Genomic DNA, 19,246 nt, shown 5'->3' with positions numbered 1-19,246 from the left:
AGGTTCCGGCTGTCTGACGGCCGGATCAGGAACGACAAAACAATGGCCTGGAGGCTACCTTGTTAAACTCATTTAAACTTTCGCTTCAATACATTCTGCCGAAACTGTGGCTCACTCGCCTGGCGGGCTGGGGCGCGAGCAAACGAGCGGGCTGGCTGACGAAGCTGGTAATCGATCTGTTCGTGAAATACTACAAGGTCGATATGAAGGAAGCGCAGAAGCCGGATACTGCCAGCTACCGCACCTTCAATGATTTCTTTGTCCGCCCACTGCGCGACGAAGTGCGTCCCCTGAATACTGACCCGAACGTGCTGGTGATGCCTGCCGACGGCGTGATCAGCCAGCTGGGCGCTATCGAAAACGACAAGATTTTGCAGGCTAAAGGCCACAACTACAGCCTCGAAGCCCTGCTGGCCGGTAACTACATAATGGCGGATCTGTTCCGCAACGGTACGTTTGCCACCACCTACCTGTCGCCGCGCGACTATCACCGCGTGCATATGCCGTGCAACGGCATCCTGCGCGAGATGATCTACGTGCCGGGCGACCTGTTCTCGGTTAACCACCTGACGGCGCAAAACGTACCGAACCTGTTCGCCCGTAACGAGCGCGTTATCTGCCTGTTCGATACCGAGTTTGGCCCGATGGCGCAGATTCTGGTGGGTGCGACCATTGTTGGCAGCATTGAAACGGTCTGGGCTGGCACCATTACGCCACCGCGTGAAGGCGTGATCAAACGCTGGACGTGGCCTGCGGGCGAAAGCGAAGGCTCGGTGGCGTTGCTGAAAGGCCAGGAGATGGGACGCTTCAAGCTCGGCTCCACCGTTATCAACCTGTTTGCCCCAGGCAAAGTGCAGCTGGCAGAGCAGCTCGAAAGCCTCTCCGTGACCAAACTCGGCCAGCCGCTGGCGGTATCGACGGAACCCTTCGTCACGCCGGATGCAGAGCCTGCGCCGCTGTCAGAAGAAGAAATTGCCGCCGAACTCGACGCCAGCCCGCTGGTTGACGACAAGAAAGACGAAAGCTAAGTAAAGGTAAACTGACGTGCGCCTGATTATCACTTTTCTGATGGCCTGGTGCCTCAGCATGGGGGCGTACGCAGCGACGGCCCCCGATACCAAACAAATCACCCAAGAACTGGAGCAGGCGAAGGCGGCAAAACCCGCCCAGCCGGAAGCCGTCGAGGCGCTCCAGGCTGCGCTGAACGCCCTTGAGGAGCGGAAAGGCTCCCTTGAGCGCGCCACGCAGTATCAGCAAGTTATCGATAATTTCCCCAAACTTTCACAGACCCTGCGCACGCAGCTGAGCGATATTCGTGAAGAGCCGCGCCAGGTGCCTGCGGGCCTGACCTCAGACGCACTCAATCAGGAGATCCTGCAGGTCAGCAGCCAGTTACTGGAAAAAACCCGCCAGGCGCAGCAGGAGCAGGAACGTGCCCGTGATATCGCCGACTCCCTGAGCCAGCTGCCCCAGCAGCAAACCGATGCCCGTCGTCAGCTTAATGAGGTAGAACGCCGGGCCGGGGCGCAAACCGGCAATACGCCTCTTAACCAGGCGCAGAGTCTCGGCATGCAGGCGGAATCCGCCAGGTTAAAAGCCCTTGTGGATGAGCTGGAGCTGGCGCAACTGTCGGCCAACAACCGTCAGGAGCTGGCGCGTATGCGCTCTGAGCTGGCGAAGAAGCAGGGTGAACAGCTGGATGCTTATCTCCAGGCGCTGCGCAATCAGTTGAACAGCCAGCGCCAGCGCGAAGCAGAACGGGCGCTGGAAAGCACCGAGTTGCTGGCGGAAAACAGCGAGAACCTGCCGGCCGGCATCGTTGAGCAATTCAAGGTTAACCGTGAGCTTTCGGCCGCGCTGAACCAGCAGGCGCAGCGCATGGATCTGGTGGCCTCGCAGCAACGCCAGGCCACGAACCAGACCCTGCAGGTGCGTCAGGCACTGAACACCCTGCGCGAACAGTCCCAGTGGCTGGGTTCGTCGAATCTGCTCGGCGAAGCGCTGCGCGCACAGGTGGCTCGTCTGCCCGAGATGCCTAAACCCCAGCAGCTCGACACCGAAATGGCGCAGCTTCGCGTCCAGCGCCTGCACTTTGAAGATCTGCTCAACAAGCAGCCTCAGCTGCGACAAGTCCACCAGCCGGACGGCAAACCGCTGACCGCCGAGCAAAACCGGATCCTGGAAGCCCAGTTACGAACGCAGCGCGAGCTGCTGAACTCTCTGCTGCAGGGCGGCGATACCCTCCTGCTTGAGCTGACCAAACTGAAAGTCTCCAACAGCCAGCTGGAAGATGCGTTAAAAGAGGTCAACGAGGCGACGCACCGCTATCTGTTCTGGACCTCGGACGTGCGGCCGGTCTCCTTCTCCTGGCCGATTGATATTGTTCAGGATCTGCGGCGCTTAATTTCGCTGGATACCTTCAGCCAGCTCGGCAAAGCCAGCGTCATGATGCTCACCAGCAAGGAGACGATTTTCCCGCTGCTGGGGGCACTGATTCTGGTGGGGTTCAGCATTTACTCGCGCCGCCACTTCACCCGCTTCCTTGACCGTTCCAGCGCGCGGGTCGGCAAAGTGACCCAAGATCATTTCTGGCTCACGCTGCGCACGGTCTTCTGGTCGATTCTGGTCGCCTCCCCGCTGCCGGTACTGTGGATGACGCTGGGTTATGGCCTGCGCGAAGCCTGGCCTTATCCGCTGGCGGTGGCCATTGGCGCCGGGGTGACGGCCACCGTGCCGCTGCTGTGGGTGGTGATGATCTGTGCCACCTTCGCCCGTCCTAACGGGCTGTTCGTCGCCCACTTTGGCTGGCCGCGTAATCGCGTGGCGCGAGCCATGCGCTACTACCTGATGAGCATCGGGCTGATCGTGCCGCTGATTATGGCGCTGATCATGTTCGATAACCTGAACGACCGGGAGTTTTCCGGCTCGCTCGGTCGCCTCTGCTTTATGCTGATTTGCGGTGCGCTGGCGGTGGTGACGCTGAGCCTGAAGAAGGCCGGGATCCCGCTCTACCTCGACAAAGAGGGCAGCGGCGATAACATGCTTAACCGTATGCTGTGGAACCTGCTGCTCAGCGCCCCGCTGGCGGCGATTCTCGCGGCGGCCGTTGGCTATCTGGCCACCGCCCAGGCGCTGCTGGCGCGCCTCGAGACATCGGTGGCGATCTGGTTCCTGCTGCTGGTGGTCTATCACGTCATTCGCCGCTGGATGCTGATTCAGCGCCGTCGTCTGGCCTTTGATCGGGCCAAGAACCGCCGGGCCGAAATACTCGCCCAGCGTGCGCGCGGTGAAGAAGAGCCGGCCCATACGCTCAGCACCGAAGGGGCGATAGAGGTCGATGAAACCGAGCTGGATCTGGATGCCATCAGTACCCAGTCACTGCGCCTGGTGCGCTCCATCCTGATGCTGGTCGCCCTGCTCTCCGTTATCGTGCTGTGGTCGGAAATTCACTCGGCGTTTGGCTTCCTCGAGAACATCACCCTCTGGGATGTGACCTCGACGGTACAGGGCGTGGAGAGCCTGGAACCTATTACGCTCGGGGCCGTACTGATTGCGATTCTGGTGTTCATCATCACTACTCAGCTGATCCGTAACTTCCCGGCGCTGCTGGAGCTGGCCCTGTTGCAGCACCTGGATTTAACCCCCGGAACCGGATACGCCATCACCACCATCACCAAATACCTGCTGATGCTGTTTGGCGGGCTGGTGGGCTTCTCGATGATCGGGATTGAGTGGTCGAAGCTGCAGTGGCTGGTTGCCGCACTGGGTGTCGGGCTCGGGTTTGGGCTGCAGGAGATCTTCGCCAACTTTATCTCTGGCCTGATTATCCTGTTTGAAAAGCCGATCCGTATCGGCGATACCGTGACGATCCGCGATCTGACCGGGAGCATCTCCAAAATCAACACCCGTGCCACCACCATTAGTGACTGGGACCGTAAAGAGATCATCGTCCCTAATAAGGCGTTTATCACCGAGCAGTTTATTAACTGGTCGCTGTCCGACTCCGTCACGCGTGTGGTCCTGACCGTACCTGCCCCGTCGGATGCCAACAGCGAAGAGGTGACGCAGATCCTTTACACGGCGGCGGAGCGCTGCTCGCTGGTGATCAGCACACCAGAGCCGGAAGTGTTCCTGGTAGATTTACAGCAGGGGATCCAGATTTTCGAGCTGCGTATTTATGCTGCGGAAATGGGGCATCGTATGCCGCTGCGTCATGAAATCCACCAGCTGATTCTGGCGGGCTTCCGTGAACACGGTATTGATTTGCCGTTCCCACCGTTCCAGATGCGTCTGGAAAGTCTGGACGGACGTAAGACGGGAAGAACCTTGACGTCAGCGGCGAAGACGCGCCCGGCGGGGAGTTTGTAGTGCAAATGCCGGGTGGCGCCTCGCTTACCCGGCCTACGAAAATAGTAAGCCCGTGCAAACGCAGCGCCGCCGGGCAAAAAAACCGTCAGGCGCGATCTACAGTAAACGCAATCACATCACCCAGCTGCTCGGCGCCCAGCGCCAGCATCACCAGACGATCGACACCCAGCGCCACGCCGGAGCAGTCCGGCAGGCCGGCTTTTAACGCGCCCAGCAAATTGTGGTCGATTGGCTGCTGCGGCAGGCCGCGCGCGGCACGCTTGCGGTTATCCTGATCGAAACGCTGCTGCTGTTCACGGGCATCGGTCAGCTCATGGAAACCATTCGCCAGTTCAATACCTTTAAAGTAAACCTCGAAACGCTCCGCCACGCGGTGGTCTTCCGTGCTGATCTGCGCCAGTGACGCCTGACTTGCCGGGAAGTGATAGACGAAGGTCGGGCGATCTTTGCCAATCTGCGGCTCAACGCCAAAGGTAAAGAGCATCGTCAGCAGCGTGTCGCGATCTTCTTCGGTATCGGCAATATTGCTGAGATCCAGCTTCGCTGCCGCTTCACGCAGCTGGGTTTTGTCCGCAGAGAGCGGATCAATCTCCAGATAGCGCTGGAAAGCCTGCTGATAAGAGAGCGTCTCGGCTTCCGGGCACTCCAGCACCTGCTGCAGCAGATCGTCCACCTCGTTCATCAGGCGATACATATCATAATGCGGGCGGTACCACTCCAGCATGGTGAATTCCGGGTTGTGATGACGTCCCATCTCTTCATTACGGAAGCTGCGGCACAGCTGATAAACCGGTCCACACCCCGCTGCCAGCAGGCGCTTCATGTGGTATTCCGGGCTGGTCATCAGGTAGAGATTCATCCCCTGGGAGTGACCAGGGCCAACAAAACGGGTTTCAAACGGCACAAGATGAATGTCGGTCACCGTCGCCTGACTCATGCAGGGCGTTTCCACCTCCAGCACACCGCGGTCGGCAAAGAAGCGGCGGATCTCCGCCATAATTGCTGCGCGTTTTAACAGATTGGGGATGGATGCGCTCGGCTGCCAGGTGGCCGTTTCGCTCATGAGAATTTCTCCGATTTCAGACAAGGGGACGAAGTCTACTCGTAACCCATGGCGGAGACAAATTTTGCACAGTGAATTTTGGGGTTTTCATAACCGACAATAATTACGTGACGCAATTCATCAATTGCGGTGATAAATCCAGAGAAATAACCGCAAAAAAATCGAACACGTCAAATTTCCCTTCTTTCCCTGCGGCTATACTGCGTTACCCATAAAGGAGCAGTGGAATCGCTTTCGCATTCGCCCTCCCGGGCCGTGCACTACCTTAGGTCGTTACGATGCGAAATATCAAAAATCTGGAGGAATGTCGTGCATACCTTTCAAGCCGATCTTGCCATAATTGGCGCTGGCGGAGCAGGATTACGCGCAGCAATAGCTGCAGCCCAGGCTAATCCAAACGCTAAAATCGCCCTGATTTCAAAAGTATACCCTATGCGCAGCCATACGGTTGCCGCTGAGGGGGGATCCGCCGCCGTTGCGCAGGATCATGACAGCTTTGATTATCACTTTCACGACACAGTGGCCGGCGGTGACTGGCTGTGCGAACAGGATGTCGTCGATTATTTCGTCCACCATTGCCCGACGGAAATGACCCAGCTGGAGCAGTGGGGTTGCCCGTGGAGCCGCCGGGATGACGGCAGCGTCAACGTGCGTCGCTTCGGCGGTATGAAGATTGAGCGTACCTGGTTTGCCGCCGATAAGACCGGCTTCCATATGCTCCACACCCTGTTCCAGACTTCACTGCAGTTCCCCCAGATCCAGCGCTTCGACGAGCACTTCGTCCTCGATATTCTGGTTGATGACGGTCAGGCTCGCGGCCTGGTGGCCATGAACATGATGGAAGGTACGCTGGTCCAGATCCGCGCCAATGCTGTGGTGATGGCGACCGGCGGGGCCGGACGTGTCTATCGCTACAACACCAACGGCGGCATCGTAACGGGCGACGGAATGGGTATGGCGCTCAGCCACGGCGTACCGCTGCGCGATATGGAGTTTGTGCAGTATCATCCAACCGGTCTGCCGGGTTCCGGCATTCTGATGACCGAAGGCTGCCGCGGTGAAGGCGGTATTCTGGTCAATAAAGACGGCTACCGCTATCTGCAGGATTACGGCATGGGCCCTGAAACCCCGCTCGGCGAGCCGAAGAACAAATACATGGAGCTTGGCCCGCGCGATAAAGTCTCTCAGGCCTTCTGGCATGAGTGGCGCAAAGGCAACACTATCCCAACTCCACGCGGCGATGTGGTCTACCTCGATCTGCGTCACCTGGGTGAGAAAAAGCTGCTGGAGCGTCTGCCGTTCATCTGCGAGCTGTCCAGGGCCTATGTCGGCGTCGACCCGGTTAAAGAGCCAATTCCTGTACGCCCAACCGCGCACTACACCATGGGCGGTATCGAAACCGATCAGCAGTGTGAAACCCGAATTCAGGGCCTGTTTGCGGTGGGCGAATGTTCCTCCGTCGGCCTGCACGGGGCTAACCGCCTGGGTTCAAACTCGCTCGCGGAGCTCGTGGTATTTGGTCGTCTGGCCGGTGAGCAGGCCATGGCGCGCGCCGCGACTGCCGGGGTAGCGAACGATGCCGCGCTCGATGCGCAGGCAGCAGATGTCGAGCAGGGTCTGAAAAAACTGGTTAATCAGGAAGGCAGTGAAAACTGGGCGAAGATCCGCGATGAGATGGGTCTTTCCATGGAGGAAGGCTGCGGGATCTACCGTACGCCGGAGCTGATGCAGAAAACCATCGATAAGCTGGCCGAGCTGCAGGAGCGCTTCAAACGCGTGCGGGTGACCGACACCTCCAGCGTGTTCAACACCGATCTGCTCTACACCATTGAGTTGGGCCACGGTCTGAACGTTGCCGAATGTATGGCGCACTCCGCCATGGCGCGTAAAGAATCACGCGGTGCACACCAGCGTCTGGACGAAGGCTGCACGGAGCGTGACGACGTTAACTTCCTCAAGCATACCCTCGCTTATCGCGACGCGGACGGCTCAACCCGTCTGGACTACAGCGACGTGAAGATCACCACGCTGCCACCGGCGAAACGCGTTTACGGTGCAGAAGCGGAAGCAGCCGATAAGAAGGAGACGGCGAATGGCTGAGATGCAAACTCTGAAAGTTGAAGTGGTGCGCTATAACCCGGAAGTGGACAGCGCTCCGCACAGCACTTTCTATGAAGTCCCTTACGATGAGCAGACCTCCCTGCTGGATGCGCTGGGTTACATCAAAGACAACCTGGCACCGGATCTGAGCTACCGCTGGTCCTGCCGTATGGCGATCTGCGGCTCCTGCGGGATGATGGTCAACAAGGTGCCTAAGCTGGCCTGTAAAACCTTCCTGCGTGAATACCCGAAGGGGATGAAAGTCGAAGCCCTGGCCAATTTCCCGATTGAGCGCGATCTGGTGGTCGACATGACCCACTTTATCGAAAGTCTGGAAGCCATTAAGCCGTACATCATTGGTAACCCGCGCACGCCGGATCAAGGGCCTAACAAGCAGACCCCGGCGCAGATGGCCAAGTATCACCAGTTCTCCGGCTGTATTAACTGCGGCCTGTGCTATGCCGCCTGCCCGCAGTTTGGTCTGAATCCGGAGTTTATCGGACCGGCAGCCATTACCCTGGCGCATCGCTACAACGAAGACAGCCGCGATCACGGTAAGAAAGAACGTATGGCGCAGCTGAACGGTCAGAACGGCGTATGGACCTGTACCTTTGTCGGCTACTGCTCGGAAGTCTGTCCGAAGCACGTCGACCCGGCCGCCGCGATCCAGCAGGGTAAAGTGGAAAGCTCGAAAGACTTTCTTATTGCCACCCTGAAACCACGCTAAGGAGTGCATGATGACGACTAAACGCAAAGCCTATGTGCGGCCGATGCCGTCCACCTGGTGGAAAAATCTGCCGTTTTATCGCTTCTATATGCTGCGTGAAGGCACGGCAGTACCGGCGGTGTGGTTCAGTATTGAACTGATGTACGGCCTGTTTGCCCTCAAACACGGCCCTGAAACCTGGGCCGGTTTTGTCGGGTTCCTGCAGAACCCGATTGTGGTGATCCTGAACATCATCGTGCTGGCAGCGGCGCTGTTGCATACCAAAACCTGGTTTGAACTCGCGCCAAAAGCAGCAAATATTATCGTGAAAAACGAAAAACTTGGGCCAGAGCCAATTATCAAAGGACTCTGGGTGGTGACTGCGGTGGTGACCGTGGTAATGCTCGGCGTAGCCCTGTTCTGGTAAGGAGACCACTGTGATTAATCCAAATCCAAAACGTTCCGATGAGCCCGTCTTCTGGGGGCTCTTTGGGGCAGGCGGCATGTGGTGCGCCATTATCGCGCCGGTCATCATTCTGCTGGTGGGCATTATGCTGCCGCTGGGGCTCTATCCCGGGGATGCGCTGAGCTACGAGCGGGTGCTGGCCTTTGCCCACAGCTTTATTGGCAGGGTATTCATCTTTCTGATGATTGTTCTGCCGCTGTGGTGTGGTTTGCACCGTATTCATCACGCCATGCATGACCTGAAGATCCACGTTCCTAACGGTAAATGGGTGTTCTACGGTCTGGCGGCTATCCTGAGCGTGGTTACGCTGGTTGCCGTAGTCTTTATGTAATGCTTCCTCGCTCTCCCGCCCACCGGTGGGAGAGCAAAATTCCTGACAGGTTCTACACTTAACAAAAATCCTGTAAGGATAATCCTATGCGCATCCTGCCTGTCATCGCCGCAGTTACCGTTGCGTTTCTGGTTGTTGCCTGCAGCTCCCCTATCCCACCCCGGGGCGTGACGGTTGTCCATCCCTTCGACGTCCAGCGATATCTGGGCACATGGTATGAAATTGCCCGCTTTGACCACCGTTTTGAGCGTGGTCTGGAAAAAGTGACAGCGAATTACAGCCAGATGAACGACGGCGGCATTCAGGTTATCAACCGGGGTTATAATCCTGAACGTGGCATGTGGCAAAAGGTGACGGGAAAAGCGTACTTTACCGGCGCGTCTGATACTGCAGCGCTGAAAGTCTCTTTCATTGGCCCCTTTTATGGCAGCTATAACGTGATTGGGCTGGATAAAAATTACCGCCATGCGCTGGTGTGCGGGCCGGATCGCGATTACCTGTGGATCCTCTCCCGCACACCGACGATTTCAGATGAGATGAAACAGACGTTACTGAATTCTGCAACGCGTCAGGGATTTGATGTCAGCAAACTCATCTGGGTTGAGCAGACCCATTAATGGGTGCTGAGCTTCAGCCCGATAATACCGGCAACAATCAACGCGAGACTGGCAATACGCGCCAGGCTTGCAGATTCGCCCAGCAGTAAAATGCCGGTAATGGCTGCGCCTACCGCACCAATCCCCGTCCAAACGGCATAAGCCGTTCCTACAGGCAGCGAACGCATCGCCCACGAGAGCAGCACAATGCTTACAATCATGGCGGAAACGGTAATGATGCTGGGCGTAAGACGCGTAAACCCGTGGGTATATTTCAGGCCGATGGCCCATACCACTTCGAGTAAACCGGCAATAAAAAGAATGATCCAGGACATATCAGGCTCCTTAACTTAAATAACAGTCTGGGGCCGTCCCCGGTGAGAGAAATGCTTACAGGTCGTCCTGCAAGATATATGAATTACTTATTGTGAAGAGCATGAACTCTTTTTTCAACTTGTTTGTTTAAGGTAGCAGTTGCGGCATTGAAGCCCAGAAATAGGCGCAATTCGAAGCGAAATTCAGTCATTTATTACTCATCCGACTTCTTTATGATGAGGCTCTTCCTGATAGCAGGAAGCGACTACACTTTGCCGATTGCGAAATAACATGTTCAAAATTCTCTTGATTGACCGGTGTCATTACACCCGCATGGGCCTGGAAATGTGGATCAATCATTCAGGGCTGTTTCCTTCACCTGTGTTGGTGACAGGCCTTAATAACCTCTTTCTTGCCAAAGAGCATATCCTGCAGTGGAAACCAGCGTTAGTTATCGCAGATTTTCAGGGGTTCGCCTCCGACATCCAGCAACTCTCTTCAGTGATGAACGCCAGCGAAACCGTGCCTTTCATTTTGCTTCACACAGATGAGACGCCTGAAATGTCAGCCTTCACGGGCACATTTCCTTTATGCGCATCGTTACCTAAAACGACCCCGCTGGAGGCGCTTGCAAAGGTGATTAATGAGGCGCTGGCAGCACATGAGGGTAGTGAATCCGGGCCTGTCGCTACGCCATTATTGACGCGTCAGGAGGAAAAAGTGTTAACGCTGTGGATGGATGGAGCCAGCAACCAGAAAATTGCCAGCAAGCTGAGTATTCATGGAAAAACGGTTTATACCTACAAGCGCAATATCAGGATGAAATTGCACATGGATACGCGGTACTCGCCGTTTCTGTCGCTACCGTGATGAGCAAAACTGAGGGTACGGCGACTCGATATTTAGCACCGTACCGCCCAAAATTATGCCTGTGCTTTAGTTCTGTGCTTTAGTTGCTGCGCCAGAGATTGCGCTACCACCCTGAGAGATATCCTCACCAACACCACGGGTGGTGTTACAGGCGGTTAAAACTGAAGAAAGCACGAGGACAGAAAAGATCGCTACAAATGTTTTCTTAAGCATAATGTCTTCCTTTTTTAGCCAAAGTTATTGTGTACAGCCACATAAGCATAGGACAGGATTTCGTCAGATGACGGAAAAGGAAGAATTTTTAAGAAAAGTAGAAAGTATCAGGAGGCGGCGTGCGAAATAGCATTGCCCAGGCTTTTAATGTCTTCCCCAACGCCACGGGCCGTGTTGCATCCGGAAAGCATTGTGCTGGCAATAACCATCATCAGAACAATTTTGATTGTGCGCTGCATCGTCCATGAGCCTTTTTAAGGTCGGAAAGGCGCAGCAAAAGTGCTGCGCCCTGCATCCCGAGATGAATTACTTCACGCGAGAAACGTATTCACCAGAGCGGGTGTCTACTTTGATCACTTCGCCAGTCTGTACGAACAGTGGAACTTTAACCACTGCACCGGTAGACAGCTTAGCTGGCTTGCCGCCAGTACCTGCGGTATCACCTTTCAGACCTGGATCGGTTTCAACGATTTCCAGCTCAACGAAGTTTGGCGGGGTCACAGCGATAGGCTGGCCGTTCCACAGAGTCACGATGCACTCAGCCTGATCCAGCAGCCATTTAGCGCTGTCACCGACCGCTTTCTCATCAGCGGAGAGCTGTTCGAAAGTAGAGTTGTTCATGAAGTGATAGAACTCACCGTCGTTGTACAGGTAGGTGAGGTTCATATCCACTACGTCTGCGCCTTCAGCGGAGTCGGTGGATTTGAAGGTTTTCTCAACACGGGTACCGGTCAGCAGGCGGCGCAGCTTAACGCGTGCGAAAGCCTGGCCTTTACCTGGTTTCACGAATTCACTGGCTTCAACCGCGTACGGTTCGCCGTCCATCATGATTTTAAGACCGGCACGAAAATCGTTGCTATAGTAAGTCGCCATAAGGCCCTCTGAAATTGTTAACTGGTAGCTAAGCCACAAAATGGCGCATATTGTAACCCTAAACACCCCATCCAGAGAAGATTGGTTATTGCAACTTGCAGATGTAATCACCAGTCCGGATGAACTGCTGCGTCTCTTAAATGTAGACGCTGACGAAAAACTTCTTGCAGGACGAGAAGCGAAGCGCCTCTTTGCGCTGCGTGTTCCACGTGCTTTTGTTGCACGTATGGAGAAAGGTAATCCTGAGGATCCACTCTTAAAACAGGTGCTTACTTCGCAGGAAGAGTTTATCGCCGCCCCCGGTTTCAGCACCGATCCCCTTGAAGAGCAGAACAGCGTGGTGCCCGGTTTACTGCACAAGTACCGCAATCGCGCCCTGCTGCTGGTTAAAGGCGGTTGTGCGGTAAATTGCCGGTACTGTTTCCGTCGCCACTTCCCCTACGCCGATAATCAGGGCAACAAACGTAACTGGCAGACGGCGCTTGATTACATTGCCTCCCATCCTGAGCTGGATGAGATCATCTTCTCCGGTGGCGATCCATTGATGGCGAAAGATCACGAACTGGACTGGCTGATTACAGAGCTGGAAGCGATCCCGCATATTAAACGGTTACGAATTCATAGCCGTTTACCGATTGTTATCCCGGCGCGTATTACCGATGAGCTGGCCCATCGCCTGGAACAGTCATCACTACAAATCCTGTTGGTGAACCATATCAACCATGCCAACGAGATTGATGAGGCGTTCCGGGACGCAATGGGTCGTCTGCGCCGGGCCGGCGTGACCCTGCTCAACCAAAGCGTCCTGCTGCGTGGTGTGAATGACAATGCCGCGACGTTAGCCGATCTGAGTAATGCGCTGTTTGATGCCGGAGTAATGCCCTACTACATCCACGTGCTGGATAAAGTACAGGGTGCTGCGCACTTTATGGTGGGTGATGATGAAGCTCGCGCCATTATGCGCGAACTGCTTACCCTGGTATCCGGTTACATGGTGCCGAAGCTGGCACGTGAAATTGGCGGGGAGCCGAGCAAAACACCATTAGACCTTCATTTAACACAACGCTAACTCATTATTTATAAAAGATTTTCGCGAGCGCTAGTGATTTGGTGAGCATCTATGAAATCAAAGTATGTTTTAAGGGGATAGATGCTCACTATTTTACTAACGAGCAAGAGTGCCAGCCTGTGCAAGCACGTCCTGCTCTTCCGTCAATATTATATCAACTTAAAGCAATCGCTATAAGCAACACTACAAATCGCCCTCATAATGAATTATTTGAAAAATAAAGTAAAAATATCGATAATAATCAATATAAAACAGGCAATTAATATCCATTTAGATAAGCGGAAAGTGTTAAATGTTTCCCTATTTTTCATCTCCCCCTTAAAATTATTATTTGATAATATCTCAGATGCATCATCTTCAATTTGCTCATGATATGTAGACAAGGAATATTCCGTTTTCTCATGAGCAATGGGAGTGATATTAGAACTTTCAGAAATGATGAAACCTTTTTGTCTGATTGTAACGATAATATCTTCTGTTATCCCCACCCTTATTAACGACTTCCTTAGTAAGGATATATTCTGATAAAAAGTATTTTCAGATACTACGATACCTCTTGAGCGCCACACCTCCTCAAGAAAGACCTCACGGGAAATCACTTGATCTCGCCTTTCCAATAATAACTGTAAGCAACGCGCTGTTGGTGCATTCAGCATGATGCATTCTTCATTTCCGATGATTGATTTCAACTCATTTGAATCAGCATCAAAAATAACTTCACCATTAATCATAAATTTCTTGAATGCCATATATCCCCTCAGTTATCCATACTGAATCACGCAAATAAAAAAGCAAACTACTTCATCAAATGGCGCGATAAAAATCCAAATTATACAAAGAGTTAAGCGCAGCACTTTTTAAAAGCAAACAGCCGTGATCTTTGTTAAAATTAGAATATCACGGCCACATGAGATTAACATAATCATATATATTAACATTACACCACGCTTAAAATTAGTTTAAGAAATTCTTAATGCAACCAAAACCCACACCTGAATAGAACATTCAACATAATTCACAAACACCCACCAAGTTATTGCATTATATTATCTTCGCTCTTAAGGGGGCTAAATAGCTGCGCCTAATACCGCTACACTTTTGCCTGACCATGTTTTCCTCCGGGGAATGGGCTGGCGGTTTCCATAAAATGGCGGACCTTTTTCAGTAACTGCCACATTGAGCGGCACTGATGATTACGGGTTATCGTGTCATGAAGTGCCTGCCATAGCCGTTCCACATGATTCACCCACGGCGAGTAAACCGGCTGGTAAATTACCCTGAACTTGGGATTTGCTTTCAACCAGCGCTGTGTTTCGCGGCTTTTATGGATAATGTAGTTATCAACGATCAGCGTGATTGTTTTCGCCCGCCGGTAAGTGGCTTTCAGGTGCTTCAGCAGAGCGATAAACAGCGCTGAACTTTTGCTGTTGCCGCCCACGTAGCTGACTTTACCCGTGCCACTGTGCAGTGCGCCGGCCAGATAGTATTTTTCGTTCTGCCCCGGCGTCACTACCCGTTTCTGCTGTCCGCGCAACTGCCAGTCCGCACCGATTTTAGGATTAAGGTGAATATCCACTTCATCTTCATAAAATACCGGATGCTCTGCGTTGCATTCATCCAGCGCTTTGTGGATTACCGCCATCTTTTCATCTTTATGTGGGTCACGGATGCGCAGAGTTGGCGCGGCCCTGCGCCATACAAGCCCCGCAGATGGCAACCAGCGGCGAACGGTTCCTGCATGTAACTGGCAACCGGTTATCTCATTGATTTTTATTGCCAGTAATTCGGTGCTCCAGCGTGAACGTTGATAACCAAAATCGCCGGGAGAATGCTTTATCAGCTCACGTAACAGGGTGCAGATATGTTCAAAAGGCCAGCGTCGGGAGCGCCCTGCGGGTAAGGATTTCAGGCCTTCAATACCTGAGTGCGTAAACCAGTTAATCCAGCGACCAACGGATGAACGGGCACAACAGAGAGTTCTGGCAACATCGCTGACCCGTTCACCCCGATGAAGCATCAGCATGGCCGTGAGTCTGCGGGCATGATTTTTATCGCGCGTTTTATGAATAGCTTTCTGCATCAGGCGTCGTTCGCCACGGGGTATTGGTGCTATGATCGGCATCGCTCAGTCCGGTTGGTGGTTTTGGTTGGTTTGGCGAATGATCAGATCGCGCAATCCGGGCTGAGTTCCCTTTCAGTGATCTACTATTCCGCGCAGCTATTTAGATGTTTATGCAGCAAACTACAATGCGCTTAACCTAATCCCTGCAAGTTGAAAATGTCATGTCCATGTCGAACGGTATTATTACAACCTTTAGTAAGACTGTAATCGTGGTACATAGCATTTTAAGGACAATGTAACTTCAATATATGGAATACTAAAATGAAAAAATCAATTGTAGCTGTAATGGTCGCTGCATCTGCAGTATTAAGCGCACAAGCACTGGCAAACAATACCGCTGAAGTGACTGTTCTGGGTGAAGTATCCGACTCCGCCACTTCCTGCGTTGTTACTCCGACTGGTACCCTCAATAATGGCGTTGTACGCCTGGCAACCGTAACAACCAGCGAAGCAAACTCTCAGGCAGCTAACACTCTCTTTAAACCACAGAAGTTCGGTTTTGAAGTTAAGGATTGTGCTCTGGGTAGCACCAATGCCGCTAACGTTAACGGCCTGACTGTAGCAGTTAATGGCACCAGCAGCGCCAACAATAATATTCTTGATAACACAGCTGAAAGCGGAGCTGAAGGTATCGGCATTGGCATGCAGAAGGTCAGTGATGCTAGTCGTATCTCTTTCGATGGCACTTCAATGTCAGAAACATACACCGTAGGCAATGTGACTGCGCTGGAATACCTGGCTGGCTATGTCAAAGTAAATGCTGCGACTCCAGTGACCGAAGGCCCGGTTAAAGCTGTAGCAACCTTCACCATTGATTACACCACCAAGTAATGACACCCGAGAGCCTGGGCAATGCTCGGGCTCTCTTTATTTTTGAGAAACACATATGTTTAGGACACTATTTAATGCCACCATTGCATATATACTGCTGGCAGGTAGCCTCGCTCATGCGGGAATTGTGATTGAATCAACCCGTTATCTTTATAAAGAAGGCGCGAGGGAAATTACCTCACAAATTGAAAATAAAGATGATATGCCCTATTTAATAAAATCTTGGGTAGAAACTAACCTTGGAAGCTCACCAGCATTTACGGCTACACCTCCACTATTTCGCCTGGAAGCTAAGCAGCAAAACACGGTACGTATTTTTTCAGCCGGTAATATTAACGCTCCAAAGGACCGTGAGTCATTATTCTATTTTAATGTCATGGCGATCCCACCATCAGATGAAGCGCAGGCAAGAAACAATACCATTCAACTTGCAGTTCGACATCGTATGCGTTTGATTTTTCGCCCGAAATCGCTTCTTAGCTTAACCCCTAACATAGAAGCTAAAAAACTTGAGTGGCGTAAAACTGGTAATAAAATAATCCTGAAAAACCCTACACCATTCTTTTTTTACTTTAATACTGTAAAACTAGGGAACATGGAAATAAAAAAAGATATCAAAACAATTCCACCATTTACAACACAAGAAATCACCGTTAAACAAAGTAACGAATCTAAAATCACTTGGAAAATAGTGAACGATTATGGCGGTGCTGGCTCTCTATATTCTTCTTCGCTGTGATAGCGGCTTGTATATATAAGGGATGTATCTATGCAACATAGAAAAAAAGATCTGTTAAGATTATCGACCCTTTGTCTGGCAACGATCTCCGCATTATATCCTGATCTGAATAACAAAGTACATGCGCGCGATTTTTTTGACCCGGCATTCATTAATGCTGTAAATAATAATTCATCTGATACGCTAGACTTATCAGTATTCCAGACAAAATATGCCCAAGCACCAGGCGAGTACCGTGTTGATATCATTTTAAACGGTCGATATCTGGAGACGAAGAACATCACCTTCATTATTGATGAAGAAGATAATAAAAGTGATGATCAAATCAAACTTGCCCCTTGTATAAGTCTGCAGACGCTATCTGAATATGGCGTTAAGGTAAATTCTTTTACTATGTTAAAAGAAAATTCGCAAGGTTGCGCCAGACTAAATGCTATCCCGGATACCAAAGCTGTATTTGACTTTACAACACAACGACTGAGCATCTCTATTCCTCAGGCTGCCTTATTGAATATTGCGCAGGGATACATTCCTCCCGAGCAATTTGATGATGGTATAAATGCCTTAATGGTGAACTACCAGTTCAGCGGCTCAGAGGATTATGAAGCCAAAGATGAGTATTACAGTTTGAATCTTCAGTCTGGTCTAAACATCGGACCGTGGCGCGTACGTAATTTAAGCACCTGGAATAAAAGTCAAAGTGATTCTGGAAAGTGGGATTCTGCCTATCTTTATATGCAGCGTAGTATTCACAAGCTTAATAGTAATCTCGTTTTAGGTGAAAGCTCATCCTTATCAAGTATTTTTGACAGTGTGCCATTTACTGGTATTCAACTGGCGACAGATACCTCCATGCTGCCAGAAAGTATGCGTGGCTACGCTCCAGTTGTGCGCGGTATTGCAAAAACAAATGCCCGGGTGGTTATTAAACAAAACGGCTATCAGGTCTATCAGACCTATGTCGCTCCGGGTGCTTTTGAAATAACAGACATGTATCCAAGTGGGGGTAGCGGCGATCTCTACGTTTCAGTCGAGGAAACCGACGGGACGACTCAGAACTTTATCGTCCCATTCGCCACACTACCGCTCATGCTCAGAGAGAACCAATTTGAGTATGAAGTTACCTCGGGTAAATATCGTCCATACGATAACAAAGTCGATGAAACGCCATTCACACAGGCGACAGCGAGCTATGGTGCTACCAGTAGCACGACTGTCTATGGCGGCACACAGTTTTCTTCGCACTACCAATCACTGTCAGCAGGCCTGGGCTATAACTTAGGTGATTTAGGTGCGATTTCTGCGGATGTCATTCAAGCATGGTCCAAAAAACAAGATCAAGATAAAACGTCGGGTCAATCTTGGCGAATTCGCTATGGTAAAAATATATTAGAAACAGGAACTAACGTGACCATCGCTGGTTATCGCTACTCTACAAAGGGCTTTAATTCGCTTAGCGATGTACTTGATACTTATTCGAACGACGGCAGCAATGCTACTAGTCGTTCATTACGTAACAGAACAAATCTTACCGTAAACCAAAGCTTGGGTTACGGTCTTGGAAGCATATCGGTTAGCGGACTGATTGAAGATTATTGGGATAACAAGCGAACCAACAAGTCTATTAGCATCGGTTATAACGGTGGCTGGAGAAATATAAATTACTATATCGGCTACAGCTACAACCGCTACACCTGGAACAGCAGTAATTCAGACAAGACAGCCCAGGACGACCAGCGTATCAGTTTTACTCTTACAGTTCCGATGAGTAACTGGCTACCTAGCACCTATACCAGTTATCAGCTTACAAACAGTAATCCGGGGGCTACCGATCAATCAGTTGCCATTGGAGGTGTTGCTCTTGAAAACGATAGCCTGGACTGGAGTATTCAACAGGGATACAGCAACCGTGAATACTACAGTGGAGATATGCGCGCAACCTATAATGGCTCTCGAGGCAGTATTAATGCAGGGTATAGCTATGATCGTGATAGCCAGCGTATTGATTACGGTGCGAGTGGAAGTCTGATCGCTCATAGGGACGGCATTACCTTTGGTCAGGATATTACCGATGCGGCGGTACTGGTTAAAGCACCTGGATTAAATGATGTCAGATTAGTAACGGATAATTCGATCTCTACAGATCATCGCGGCTATGCCATCGTTCCGTATGTCACTCCATACCGCCGGACAGATATTACTCTGGATAGCGCTACCCTTAGCGATAACATGGAGTTACCTCAAACTACACAGTCTGTCGTTCCAACTCGCGGTGCTATTGTGCGCGCGAATTATGCAGGAAGTATCGGCCAGCGCGCCTTTATTCATCTCAAAAATTCTGAAGGAAAAGATATTCCATTTGGAGCCACAGTATTGCTTGATGCCGACTTAACCAAAAAAACGAATATCGTCAGTGATGCCGGAATAGTCTATATGTCCGGCTTAAAACAGACCGGTATTCTTAATGTGCAATGGGGAAAAAACGAAAATCAGCAATGCCGGGCCCCCTTTAAGTTACCGTTAAGGGAAGACACAGCTACCGGCATCATCCAAACCGAAGCAATTTGTCGCTAATCATTAGTCA

19 protein-coding genes are annotated in these 19,246 nt (G+C 51.7%); 12 read left to right on the top strand and 7 right to left on the bottom strand.

All coding sequences use genetic code 11. From position 1 onward, the window contains the following. The first annotated feature begins 59 nt into the window (after window positions 1-59). Window positions 60-1,028, top strand: coding sequence for an archaetidylserine decarboxylase (gene asd, locus FHN83_RS13600; RefSeq protein WP_139564035.1), 969 nt, complete (start codon window positions 60-62; stop codon window positions 1,026-1,028). A 16-nt stretch (window positions 1,029-1,044) separates the two neighbouring features. Then, complete coding sequence (gene mscM, locus FHN83_RS13595) at window positions 1,045-4,368, top strand: miniconductance mechanosensitive channel MscM (protein WP_138370080.1); 3,324 nt, start codon at window positions 1,045-1,047, stop codon at window positions 4,366-4,368. Between the two features lie 85 nt (window positions 4,369-4,453). Here the strand turns inward: mscM and epmA are convergent, their stop codons facing one another. Further along, complete coding sequence (gene epmA / locus FHN83_RS13590) at window positions 4,454-5,431, bottom strand: elongation factor P--(R)-beta-lysine ligase (RefSeq protein ID WP_138370079.1); 978 nt, start codon at window positions 5,429-5,431, stop codon at window positions 4,454-4,456. A 309-nt stretch (window positions 5,432-5,740) separates the two neighbouring features. Between epmA and frdA the strand changes: the two genes are divergently transcribed. The 5 genes from frdA to FHN83_RS13565 all read left to right on the top strand — a co-directional run bounded on the left by frdA (window position 5,741) and on the right by FHN83_RS13565 (window position 9,651). Beyond that, window positions 5,741-7,531, top strand: a complete 1,791-nt coding sequence (frdA, locus tag FHN83_RS13585) for a fumarate reductase (quinol) flavoprotein subunit (protein WP_139564034.1) — start codon at window positions 5,741-5,743, stop codon at window positions 7,529-7,531. Then, complete coding sequence (locus FHN83_RS13580; RefSeq protein WP_039028428.1) at window positions 7,524-8,258, top strand: succinate dehydrogenase/fumarate reductase iron-sulfur subunit; 735 nt, start codon at window positions 7,524-7,526, stop codon at window positions 8,256-8,258. Before frdA ends, FHN83_RS13580 begins: the two co-directional genes overlap by 8 nt. Before the next feature lie 10 nt (window positions 8,259-8,268). Continuing rightward, a complete protein-coding gene (gene frdC, locus FHN83_RS13575; RefSeq protein ID WP_139564033.1) occupies window positions 8,269-8,664 on the top strand; it encodes a fumarate reductase subunit FrdC in 396 nt (131 codons plus the stop codon). A 10-nt stretch (window positions 8,665-8,674) separates the two neighbouring features. Then, on the top strand, window positions 8,675-9,034 hold the full coding sequence (gene frdD, locus FHN83_RS13570) for a fumarate reductase subunit FrdD (protein WP_039028426.1): 360 nt from the start codon (window positions 8,675-8,677) through the stop codon (window positions 9,032-9,034). An 86-nt stretch (window positions 9,035-9,120) separates the two neighbouring features. After that, window positions 9,121-9,651 carry a lipocalin family protein gene (locus FHN83_RS13565; RefSeq protein ID WP_139564032.1) on the top strand — a complete coding sequence of 177 codons (531 nt, stop codon included), beginning with the start codon at window positions 9,121-9,123 and terminating at the stop codon, window positions 9,649-9,651. Here the strand turns inward: FHN83_RS13565 and sugE are convergent. Further along, on the bottom strand, window positions 9,648-9,965 hold the full coding sequence (sugE, locus tag FHN83_RS13560) for a quaternary ammonium compound efflux SMR transporter SugE (protein WP_032616159.1): 318 nt from the start codon (window positions 9,963-9,965) through the stop codon (window positions 9,648-9,650). The genes FHN83_RS13565 and sugE overlap by 4 nt on opposite strands. Window positions 9,966-10,236: 271 nt before the next feature. Here sugE and FHN83_RS13555 point away from each other — a divergent pair, with 271 nt between their 5' ends. Next, a complete protein-coding gene (locus tag FHN83_RS13555) occupies window positions 10,237-10,815 on the top strand; it encodes a LuxR C-terminal-related transcriptional regulator (RefSeq protein WP_139564031.1) in 579 nt (192 codons plus the stop codon). A gap of 66 nt (window positions 10,816-10,881) precedes the next feature. Here FHN83_RS13555 and ecnB read toward each other — a convergent pair whose 3' ends face one another. The 3 genes from ecnB to efp all read right to left on the bottom strand — a co-directional run bounded on the left by ecnB (window position 10,882) and on the right by efp (window position 11,901). Further along, window positions 10,882-11,028 (bottom strand): lipoprotein toxin entericidin B, encoded by a 147-nt coding sequence (ecnB, locus tag FHN83_RS13550; RefSeq protein ID WP_072036606.1) that lies wholly within the window; start codon window positions 11,026-11,028, stop codon window positions 10,882-10,884. Between the two features lie 107 nt (window positions 11,029-11,135). After that, entirely contained in the window at window positions 11,136-11,240 is a 105-nt protein-coding gene (locus tag FHN83_RS13545) for an entericidin A/B family lipoprotein (RefSeq protein WP_375540637.1), read from the bottom strand. Between the two features lie 94 nt (window positions 11,241-11,334). Further along, complete coding sequence (efp, locus tag FHN83_RS13540; RefSeq protein ID WP_010427766.1) at window positions 11,335-11,901, bottom strand: elongation factor P; 567 nt, start codon at window positions 11,899-11,901, stop codon at window positions 11,335-11,337. A gap of 40 nt (window positions 11,902-11,941) precedes the next feature. Here efp and epmB point away from each other — a divergent pair, with 40 nt between their 5' ends. Further along, a complete protein-coding gene (epmB, locus tag FHN83_RS13535) occupies window positions 11,942-12,970 on the top strand; it encodes an EF-P beta-lysylation protein EpmB (protein WP_139564030.1) in 1,029 nt (342 codons plus the stop codon). A gap of 206 nt (window positions 12,971-13,176) precedes the next feature. On the opposite strand, the gene FHN83_RS13530 is transcribed toward epmB, so the two are convergent. Both FHN83_RS13530 and FHN83_RS13525 read right to left on the bottom strand, forming a co-directional pair. Next, a complete protein-coding gene (locus FHN83_RS13530) occupies window positions 13,177-13,719 on the bottom strand; it encodes a transcriptional regulator (protein WP_139564029.1) in 543 nt (180 codons plus the stop codon). A gap of 341 nt (window positions 13,720-14,060) precedes the next feature. Then, complete coding sequence (locus tag FHN83_RS13525; protein ID WP_003033020.1) at window positions 14,061-15,092, bottom strand: IS630-like element ISEc33 family transposase; 1,032 nt, start codon at window positions 15,090-15,092, stop codon at window positions 14,061-14,063. Window positions 15,093-15,353: 261 nt separating this feature from the next. Between FHN83_RS13525 and FHN83_RS13515 the strand changes: the two genes are divergently transcribed. From FHN83_RS13515 to FHN83_RS13505, 3 genes are read left to right on the top strand one after another with little or no spacing between them, the layout of a single operon-like run. Further along, a complete protein-coding gene (locus tag FHN83_RS13515) occupies window positions 15,354-15,923 on the top strand; it encodes a fimbrial protein (RefSeq protein ID WP_138370075.1) in 570 nt (189 codons plus the stop codon). Window positions 15,924-15,978: 55 nt separating this feature from the next. After that, window positions 15,979-16,662, top strand: a complete 684-nt coding sequence (locus tag FHN83_RS13510) for a molecular chaperone (protein WP_139564027.1) — start codon at window positions 15,979-15,981, stop codon at window positions 16,660-16,662. Between the two features lie 30 nt (window positions 16,663-16,692). Continuing rightward, window positions 16,693-19,236 carry a fimbria/pilus outer membrane usher protein gene (locus FHN83_RS13505; RefSeq protein ID WP_139564026.1) on the top strand — a complete coding sequence of 848 codons (2,544 nt, stop codon included), beginning with the start codon at window positions 16,693-16,695 and terminating at the stop codon, window positions 19,234-19,236. The last annotated feature ends 10 nt before the right edge of the window (window positions 19,237-19,246 follow it).

Source organism: Leclercia adecarboxylata, assembly GCF_006171285.1.
GTDB classification, from domain to species: Bacteria; Pseudomonadota; Gammaproteobacteria; order Enterobacterales; family Enterobacteriaceae; genus Enterobacter; species Enterobacter barmai.
This window is presented reverse-complemented; position numbering and strand designations above follow the sequence as displayed.